This is a genomic window from Paramagnetospirillum magnetotacticum MS-1, from assembly GCF_000829825.1.
Lineage (GTDB): Bacteria > Pseudomonadota > Alphaproteobacteria > Rhodospirillales > Magnetospirillaceae > Phaeospirillum > Phaeospirillum magnetotacticum.
The window spans coordinates 602132-611092 of sequence record NZ_JXSL01000027.1 but is presented as its reverse complement, the minus strand read 5'-3'; the positions used below and the strand labels follow the sequence as shown (position 1 = coordinate 611092).

Annotated in this window: 6 protein-coding genes and 1 pseudogene; 3 read left to right on the top strand and 4 right to left on the bottom strand. The window is 63.1% G+C overall.

Features of this window, described 5'->3' with window-relative positions; genetic code table 11:
- From CCC_RS22165 to CCC_RS11550, 4 genes and pseudogenes are all read right to left on the bottom strand, one after another.
- Positions 1-114 (bottom strand): annotated as a pseudogene (locus CCC_RS22165) (electron transfer flavoprotein subunit beta/FixA family protein); the annotation flags it as partial.
- Positions 114-1739, bottom strand: a complete 1626-nt coding sequence (locus CCC_RS11560; RefSeq protein ID WP_009868247.1) for an acyl-CoA synthetase — start codon at positions 1737-1739, stop codon at positions 114-116. The gene CCC_RS11560 and the pseudogene CCC_RS22165, both read right to left, overlap by 1 nt.
- A gap of 85 nt (positions 1740-1824) precedes the next feature.
- Complete coding sequence (locus CCC_RS11555) at positions 1825-2541, bottom strand: response regulator transcription factor (RefSeq protein ID WP_009868246.1); 717 nt, start codon at positions 2539-2541, stop codon at positions 1825-1827.
- A 54-nt stretch (positions 2542-2595) separates the two neighbouring features.
- A complete protein-coding gene (locus CCC_RS11550; RefSeq protein WP_009868245.1) occupies positions 2596-5373 on the bottom strand; it encodes a cache domain-containing protein in 2778 nt (925 codons plus the stop codon).
- Between the two features lie 270 nt (positions 5374-5643).
- On the opposite strand from CCC_RS11550, the gene CCC_RS11545 reads away from it, so the two are divergent.
- From CCC_RS11545 to CCC_RS11535, 3 genes are all read left to right on the top strand, one after another.
- Complete coding sequence (locus CCC_RS11545; protein WP_009868244.1) at positions 5644-5958, top strand: DUF485 domain-containing protein; 315 nt, start codon at positions 5644-5646, stop codon at positions 5956-5958.
- Positions 5955-7625 carry a cation acetate symporter gene (locus CCC_RS11540; protein ID WP_041041354.1) on the top strand — a complete coding sequence of 557 codons (1671 nt, stop codon included), beginning with the start codon at positions 5955-5957 and terminating at the stop codon, positions 7623-7625. The genes CCC_RS11545 and CCC_RS11540 overlap by 4 nt, the downstream gene beginning before the upstream one ends.
- Positions 7626-7847: 222 nt before the next feature.
- Complete coding sequence (locus CCC_RS11535) at positions 7848-8957, top strand: polyamine ABC transporter substrate-binding protein (RefSeq protein ID WP_041041352.1); 1110 nt, start codon at positions 7848-7850, stop codon at positions 8955-8957.
- The last annotated feature ends 4 nt before the right edge of the window (positions 8958-8961 follow it).

Genomic DNA, 8961 nt, shown 5'->3' with positions numbered 1-8961 from the left:
GGGGTTCATGGAGAACTTCACATTCTGGGTCTCCACACCCGAACCATCCGACTTGACCCGAATCTTGACGTTGTAGTCGATCACCCGCTTGATCGCGACGAGTACCTTGGTCATCACAGCTCCTTGGCCTTCTGGCGCAGCATGAACTTCTGGACCTTGCCGGTGGAGGTCTTGGGCAGTCCGCCGAACACGATGGTCCTCGGCACCTTGAAATGGGCCATGCGTTCGCGGCAGAAGCTGATGATATCGGCTTCACTGGCCTCGGCGCCATCTTTGAGCGCGATGAAGGCACATGGCGTCTCGCCCCATTTCTCGTCGGGCCGGGCGACCACGGCGGCTTCCAGCACGGCGGGGTGGGCGTAGAGGATGTCTTCCACCTCGATGGACGAGATATTCTCGCCGCCTGAGATGATGATGTCCTTGGAGCGGTCCTTGATCTCGACATAGCCGTCGGGGTGCCAGACCGCCAGATCACCGGTATGGAACCAGCCACCGGCAAAGGCTTCCTGGGTGGCGGCGGGATTCTTGAGATAGCCCTTCATGACATTGTTGCCGCGCATGAAGATCTCGCCCACCGTCTTGCCGTCCTTGGGCGCAGGCTCCAGGCTCAAGGGATCGGCGATCATCAGGCCTTCCAGCATGGGGCCGCGCACGCCCTGGCGCGCCTTGATCTGGGCCTTTTCTTCGATGGAGAGGGGATTCCACTTGTCGTGCCAAACGCACTGGACCGTGGGGCCATAGCACTCGGTCAGGCCATAGACATGGGTCACTTCCCAGCCCATGCGCTCCATGCCCGCGATGACGGGGGCGGGCGGCGCGGCACCGGCGGTCATCACCTTGACGGCATGGCTGATGCCTTCCTTCAGGGCGGCGGGCGCGTTGTTGATCATGTTGAGCACGATGGGGGCACCGCAGAAATTGGTGACCTTCTCGTCTCTGATGGCGCTCATGATGGCATCGACGCGCACATGGCGCAGGCAGACACTGGTGCCCGCCACCACGGCCATGGTCCAGGGGAAGCACCAGCCATTGCAGTGGAACATGGGCAGCGTCCACAGATAGACCGTGCCGTCGCCCATCTGCCATGACAGCGCGTTGGACACCGCGTTCAGATAAGCGCCGCGATGGTGGTAGACCACGCCCTTGGGATTGCCGGTGGTGCCCGACGTGTAGTTGAGAGCGATGGCCTGCCACTCATCGGAGGGCATGGTCCAGGGCGCTTCGGATTGCGCTTCATCCAGAAGCTGCTCGTAGGTCTTCTCGCCCAGCAGTTCGCCGCCCTTGAACTGGGGATCGTCGATATCGATCACCGGAATGGTGCGGCCCAGCGCGGCCAGGGCCTTCTTTACCACCGGCGAGAACTCCCGGTCGGTGATGAGGATCTTGGCCTCGGCATGGTTGAGGATGAAGGTGACGGCGTCGGCGTCGAGACGGGTGTTGATGGCGTTCAGAACGGCACCGGTCAGCGGGACGCCGAAATGGGCCTCGAAGGTCTCGGGCGTATTGGCGCCCATCAGGGCCACGGTGTCGCCCAGTCCGATGCCGCGCTGGGCGAGCGCGGCGGCCAGCTTGCGGCAGCGCACGAAGGTTTCGGCCCAGGTCCGGCGTACGGGGCCGTGAATGACGGCCAGACGATCCGGCCATACGGCGGCGGCGCGCTCCAGGAAGGTGAGCGGCGTCAGCGCCACGAAATTGGCGTCGTTCTTGGTCAGACCCAGTTCATACGGATTGGCGGACATTAGAGGACTCTCCCTTCCAATATTTTGCCGAAGGTTCTAGCGGCCTCTCATTGCCCAAGTGTCTCCGGATTCTAACGAATTGTTTCTACTCCCACCGCACATCGGTGGCGAAGAGATAGCCTGCGCCATAGACCGTCTTGATCAGGCGGGGGAATTTCGGATCGGCTTCGATCTTCTTCCTGATGCGCGAGATGCGCACATCGATGGCGCGGTCGAAGGCGAAATCGTCCTTTTCCGGCTCGGCCCCTTGCAATTGCTCGCGCGACAGAACGCGCTTGGGCGCGCGCAGGAGTGCGGTGAGCAGCACGGCCTCGGCGGCGGTGAGCGTCTCTTGGCGTCCATCGGCATGGGTGAGGCTGAGATCGCCGGAATCATAGATCCACTCGCCGAAGGCCGCCCGCGTGGTGATGGGGCCGCTGGTGGCGGCCAGTTGATCGCGGCGGCGGATGACCGAATTGACGCGGGCCACCAGTTCGCGCGGCTCGAAGGGCTTGACGATATAGTCGTCGGCGCCCAGTTCCAGCCCCAGAACCCGGTCAGAAACCCCGCCGCGCCCCGTCAGGATGATCACCCCGAAGCGCACGTCCTCCCACAATTCCCGGACCAGGGTGAGGCCATCCATGTCGGGCAGGCCGAGATCGACGATGCACAGATCGGGCGGCTCGCGGCGGATGGCCTGGCGGGCCAGGGCTCCACTGGCCAGGGGCGTCACCTGATAGCCGTAGCCCTCCAGCACTTGGCGCAGCAAGGCGCGGATATCGGGCTCGTCATCGATGACGTAGATGCGCTTCTTGCCGCTCATTGTTTTACATCAGCCCCTCAATCGCCGGGCGAGGGCCTCTGATTGCCCAGCCCTTCACGCCGCGTCCGAAGGCTCCGTCGTCCGGGCTACGGCGGCGGCGAGATCGGATCTGTCCCATGGTTTTCGCAATATGACCAGATCATCGGCCTCGGGGCTAGTGTCGAAGGAGAATCCGCTGATGAGAATCACGCGGATGGCGGGGCGCTCGGCCCGGATGCGCTCGGCCAGTTCGATACCGCTCATGCCGGGCATGACGATGTCGGAGACCACCAGGGACAGGCCCTCGATCTGGCCGAACAGATCGGCGGCCTCGTCGCCGCTTTCCGCTTCGACCACCGAGAAGCCCAGATCCACCAACTGGCCGCGCAGCACGGCGCGCACATCGGCATCGTCCTCGGCGATGAGGGCTAGTTGCCCTTGCCAGCGCGATGGTGAAAGCGGCGTGGAATCCTCCTCCGCCTCCAAGGCCACCGGGGCGGCGCGGGGCAGCAAGATGGTGACGGTGGAGCCGACACCCAAACGGCTGTCCAGGGCGATATAGCCCTTGGACTGTTTCACGAAGCCGTAGACCATGGACAGACCCAGGCCCGAGCCCAGGCGCTTGGTGGTGAAGAAGGGCTCGAAGGCCCGGGTCATGGCTTCGAGAGCAAAGCCCTCGCCGCTGTCCGACACGCGGATTTCCAGGTAATCGTCGGGCTCCACCTTCTCGTCGAAGGTCAGGGGATCGGTCACGGTCCGGAGGCGCACATCCATTTCCAGGCGCCCGCCATCGGGCATGGCGTCCCTGGCATTGAGCGCCAGGTTGATCAGGGCGTTCTCCAACTGGTTGGCATCGGCGATGGCCCAGCATTCGCCGCCCTCGTCGGGAATGGTGATGGTGACCGAAGACGGCAGTGAGCGCGACAGCAGCACCGAGACTTCGCGCACCAGGGCGGAAACATCCACGGGTTGCGGCTTCAAGGGCTGCTGGCGCGAGAAGGCCAGCAGGCGCGACGTGATGTCGGCGCCACGGCGGCTGGCGCGCACCGCCGGTTCCAGATAGGAATCCAGCCCCTCGACCTCTCCATATCGGTCGCGCGCCGCCGCCAGATTGCCCAAGATGACTGAGAGCAGATTGTTGAAGTCATGGGCCAAGCCACCCGACAACTGGCCCACCGCCTTCATGCGCTGGGCCTCCATCAACTGGCCTTCAGTGGCCTTTTCCGCCGTGATGTCGAGCGCCAGAACGAACATGGCACTCACCGTTCCATTGGCCGCCAGTTGCGGAATCAGGATGTTCTTGGTGGTGACCACATGCCCGTCGGGATGGGGGAAGCTGTATTCGAAACTCACTTCCTCGCCCGCCCAGGTGCGCTCCATATGCGGCTGGATGGCATTGTGGGCAAAGCGCCCGATGGCTGACCGAAGGCTGCTGCCGATCAGGTTGGCCGTATCTTGGCGCACCAGATCCGCCCAGCCCCGGTTGACGAAGCGGATGACCTCGTCTCGGCCCAGATAGGCGATGGCGGCAGGAATGGCGTCGAGAATCAGGCGGCGGCGGGTCTCGGCCTCTTCCAGTTCCATGGTGCGTTCCTGCACGCGGGAATCGAGCGTCAGGATATCGTCCTTGACCCGGCGGACCATGCCGTCCAGGGCCTCGGCCAGAAGGCCGATCTCGTCATCGCGGCGGATGCCGCTTTGGGCGTCCAGATTCCCGGCTTGGACCTGTTCTGCGGTTTCGGCCAGACGGTTGAGGGGCCGGGTCAGCCAGTCCACCGCCAGATAGCCCAGCGCGGCCGCAACCACCAGGAAGGCCAGGGCGATGGTCACCAGTCGGTTGCCCAACACCGCCGAGGAGCGTTTCAACTCGTCCACATAGACCGAGGAGGCGATATACCAGTCAAAGCCCTTGAAGTGGCGCACCCAGGAAATCTTCTCATAGGCGTAATTGCCCGGATCCGACGGCTTGTCCCACAGATAGGTCAGCGGGCGGTCACTGTCGGCGGCTTCCATCAATTCATCGGCGATACGCCGACCCGTGGCCGGATCGACACGGGTGCCAAAAGCTTGACCCTCGATATTGGCGTTGGGGTGGATGATCATGGTTTTGGCCGCGTCGAAGATATAGACGTAGCCGGTGCGCGCGATGCGGATATTGCGCAGCGCCTGGCGCAGGTCCTCGACGGCCTCGGCCTTGCGGCGCTCCACCTCGCGGTCGATGTCGTCCAGATAGGCTCCGGTGCCGATCACCAGACCGCGATTGGGCATGTCGATGAAATAGGAAAGCTTCTCGCTGGTCTTGCTCTCACCCAGGCGCTGCCAGGGATAGGTATGGAAGCCCTCGCCCTTGTTGCGGGCGATGGCGATGATGGTGGGCAGGATGGCGCGTCCGTCCGAGCCCTGAACCCGCGAGGCGTCGCGGCCCTGGAATTCGGGGTCGGGATGGGAGCGGATCACCGAATTGTAGTCGGTCACCCAGATATAATCGTTATTGCCCCATTTGAAGGCGCGCAAGCCGTCGAAGGCCAGGCGGCGGGCTTCGGCCTCGCTGATCTCGCCCCGGTCGGCGCGGGCGAAGACGTGTTCCAGATAGGACGCGGCCAGGGAGACCACGTTTTTGAGCTGCGCCTTGTAGGATTCCACCGTCATGGCCCGGCGGTCTTCCAGGCTGACATCGATCTTGCCAGTCATGACGAAGACATTGTCGAGGATGGTCCGGCTGGCGTTCAGCTCGATCTCGTAGGCCTTCTCCTCGATCAGCGGCACCGAAAAGGCGTAGATGGCCGCCGCGAACAGGGCCACGGCGGCGAGAATGGCCGAGAACAGCCGGAAGAACAGGCGCGAGCGGATCATCTATTGCGGCCTGTCATCCCGACGATCGACGGGAGGAGGGATCTCATCCTGGTACGACATGTCAGTTTCGGTAATGCCACGACAAATGGAGATCCCTCGGCTTGCGCTCGGGATGACATGGTCGAGTGTCACTTCAAATCGCTGCCCATATCAACCTTGCTTATGCCATCGCATGGCTGCGTCCCGGATACAATTCGTCATGATTGAGGAAAAGTTCGGCAAAGCTCCTTTGATAGGTGGAGGGTGAAAATAAACACATCCGGAGGGGACATGTCTGATTCAGACACCTATGCGCGGGTTCGCCAGAACCCGAAATTCCACGAACTGGTCAAGAAGCGCACGCGGCTGGCCGTCACTTTGTCGGTGATCGTGCTGGGCTCTTATTACTGCTTCATGATGATCGTCGCCTTCGCGCCGGAGATCCTGCGCACGCCGCTGTCCGAGGGCTCGAACCTCACCGTGGGCGTGCCGGTGGGCGCCGCCATCATCGTGGTGTCGTGGCTGTTGACCGGTCTTTACTCCCACTTCGCCAATGGCGAGTTCGAGGAGCTGAACAAGGACGTGGTGCGCGAGGTGCTGGAATGAGCAAGTCCCTGATTTCCCTCGCCGTGGCGGCCCTGCTGGTCGCCGCGCCCGCCCTGGCCGGTCCCGGCGATCTCGGCGGCTCCGAGAAGCAGCCAGTGAACGTCACCGCCATCGCCATGTTCTTCGCCTTCGTCATGGGCACGCTGGGCATTACCTATTGGGCCTCCAAGCGCACCAAGTCGGCCGCCGACTTCTATACGGCGGGCGGCGGCATCACCGGCTTCCAGAATGGTCTGGCCATTGCGGGCGACTATATGTCGGCGGCCACTCTGCTGGGCCTGTCCTCCATGGTGTTCGCCACCGGCTTCGACGGCTTCATCTACACCATCAGCTTCTTCGTCGGCTGGCCCATCATCCTGTTCCTGCTGGCCGAGCGCCTCAGGAATCTGGGCCGTTATACCTTCGCCGACATCGCGTCCTACCGCCTGGACCAGTCCAAGGTGCGCACCTTCGCGGCCATGGGGTCGCTCACCGTGGTGTGCTTCTATCTGATCGTCCAGATGGTCGGCGCCGGTCAGCTGATCAAGCTGCTGTTCGGCCTCGACTATGCCGTGGCGGTGATCATCGTCGGCGTGCTGATGGTGGTCTATGTCACCTTCGGCGGCATGATCGCCACCACCTGGGTGCAGATCATCAAGGCCTGTCTTCTTCTGGGCGGCGGCGTCCTGCTCTGCGTCCTGGCTCTGTCCAAGTTCGGCTTCAGCCTGGAAACCCTGGCCGCCAAGGCGGTCTCGTCCCACAAGGCGGGCGTCAAGATCATGGGGCCGGGCACTCTGCTGGCCGATCCGGTCTCGGCGGTGTCGCTGTCGCTGGGTCTGGTGTTCGGCACCGCCGCGCTGCCGCACATCCTGATGCGTTTCTTCACCGTTCCCAACGCCAAGGAAGCGCGCAAGAGCGTGTTCGTGGCGTCGGGCTTCATCGGCTTCTTCTTCCTGGTGGTCTGCATCCTGGGCCTCGCCGCGGTCAGCATCGTCGGCACCGATCCGCAGTTCTTCGAAGGCGGCAAGGTGGGCGGCAAGCTGCTGGGCGGCGGCAATATGCCGGTGATGCATCTGGCCAAGGCCCTGGGCGGCGACATCTTCCTGGGCTTCCTGTCGGCGGTGGCCTTCGCCACCATCTTAGCCGTGGTCTCGGGTCTGGCCCTGGCCGGCGCCTCGGCCATCGCCCACGACATCTATGCCCGCGTCATCCGCAAGGGCCACGCCACCGAGGCCGAGGAGATGCGCGTCTCCAAGCTGGCTTCCCTGGTGCTGGGCGTCATCGCCGTGATCTTAGGGATCATGTTCGAGAAGCAGAACGTCGCTTTCCTGGTGGGCCTCACCTTCGGCATCGCGGCCTCGGCCAACTTCCCGGTGCTGTTCCTCTCCATGTACTGGAAGGGCCTGACCACCAAGGGCGCCTTGTGGGGCGGCATCGCCGGTCTGGTGTCGGCGGTGGCCTGCGTGGTGCTGTCCAAGGCCGTGTGGGTGGTGGTGCTGAACAATCCGGCGCCCATCTTCCCCTACGAGCATCCGGCCCTGTTCTCCATGACCCTGGCCTTTGCCGTCACCATCTTGGTCTCCAAGCTGGACAAGAGCGCGACCGCCGAGGCGGAGAAGGCTCTGTTCGAGGACCAGTATGTCCGCGCCCAGACGGGAATCGGTGCTGCATCGGCCTCCAATCACTAGTGGTCCGATCCCGGCTGGCGACGTCGCCAGCCGGTGAATCGGTCCGCCAAACTATTCAGTTACCTCCCGCAAACTGCGAAACCCGCCGGGGTTCTTCTCCGGCGGGCCTTTTTTTAAGCATTGCCCGTTGACAAGGCAGTCCCTGGACCGGAAATATCGGCCCCGCACGGGTATCGGCGGCGATCGGCCCGGCATCGGGATTTCTGGCTGGGGGATAAGGTCATGCGCGTTTCCTTGACGGCTGTCGCTTTGTCGCTGATTGCTGCGGTTGCGTCTTCAGTTCCTGGTGCCCAGGCGGCGGAAGACAAGGTGCTGAACGTCTACAACTGGTCGGACTATATCGCGCCCGATACGCTGGAGAAGTTCACCGCCCAGACCGGCATCAAGGTCAATTACGACGTTTACGACAGCAACGAAGTGCTTCAGGCCAAGCTGCAGGCGGGCAAGTCGGGCTATGACGTGGTGTTCCCCTCGGCGTCCCCATTCCTGGCCAATCAGATCAAGGCGGGCATTTATCAGAAGCTGGACCGCACCAAGTTGTCCAATTACGGCAATCTGGACGCCCAGGTGATGGTGACGCTGGGCCGCTCCGCCGATCCGGGCAATCTCTACGCCATTCCCTATGCCATCTCGGCCAGCGGCTATGCCTATAACGTGGACAAGGTCGCCAAGGCGGCGCCGGGCATGCCCCTGGACAGTTGGTCGGCCCTGTTCGATCCGGCCCAGGTCTCCAAGCTGAAGGGCTGCGGTGTCAGCCTGCTGGACGCGCCCACCGAGGTTTTCCCCGCCGCCCTGGTTTATCTGGGTAAGAACGGCGCCTCGCTCGAATCCGCCGATCTCAAGGCGGCGGCCGAGGCGGTGACCAAGATCCGTCCCAGCATCAAGTATTTCCATTCGTCCAAATTCATCAACGATCTGGCCAATGGCGACATCTGCATGGCGCACGGCTATGTGGGCGATCTGGTCCAGGCGCGCAACCGCGCCGCCGAAGCGGGCAAGGGCGTCAAGGTCAAGGTGGTCATCCCCAAGGAAGGCGCCGTGGTCAATATCGATTCCATGGTCATTCCCGCCGATGCCCCCCATCCCGACAACGCGCATAAGTTCATCGATTTCCTGATGAAGCCGGAAGTGGCGGCGGGCTTCACCAATACCACCGGCTATGCCAATCCCATCTCGGGCTCCAAGCATCTGGTCAACAAGGACATCCAAAGCGATCCGGTGATCTTCCCGCCCGAGGCCGTGGTGGCCAAGGAGTTCCAGGTTCCGCCCGCCGAGATGGCCAAGGAGCGCGAGCGCACCCGGTTGTGGACCACCGTCAAGACGGGCCGCTAAAGGG

Coding starts and splice junctions, on each gene's coding strand:
- CCC_RS11560 (WP_009868247.1), bottom strand. CDS start 1,739: ATGTCCGCCAATCCGTATGAACTGGGTCTGACCAAGAACGACGCCAAT.
- CCC_RS11555 (WP_009868246.1), bottom strand. CDS start 2,541: ATGAGCGGCAAGAAGCGCATCTACGTCATCGATGACGAGCCCGATATC.
- CCC_RS11550 (WP_009868245.1), bottom strand. CDS start 5,373: ATGATCCGCTCGCGCCTGTTCTTCCGGCTGTTCTCGGCCATTCTCGCC.
- CCC_RS11545 (WP_009868244.1), top strand. CDS start 5,644: ATGTCTGATTCAGACACCTATGCGCGGGTTCGCCAGAACCCGAAATTC.
- CCC_RS11540 (WP_041041354.1), top strand. CDS start 5,955: ATGAGCAAGTCCCTGATTTCCCTCGCCGTGGCGGCCCTGCTGGTCGCC.
- CCC_RS11535 (WP_041041352.1), top strand. CDS start 7,848: ATGCGCGTTTCCTTGACGGCTGTCGCTTTGTCGCTGATTGCTGCGGTT.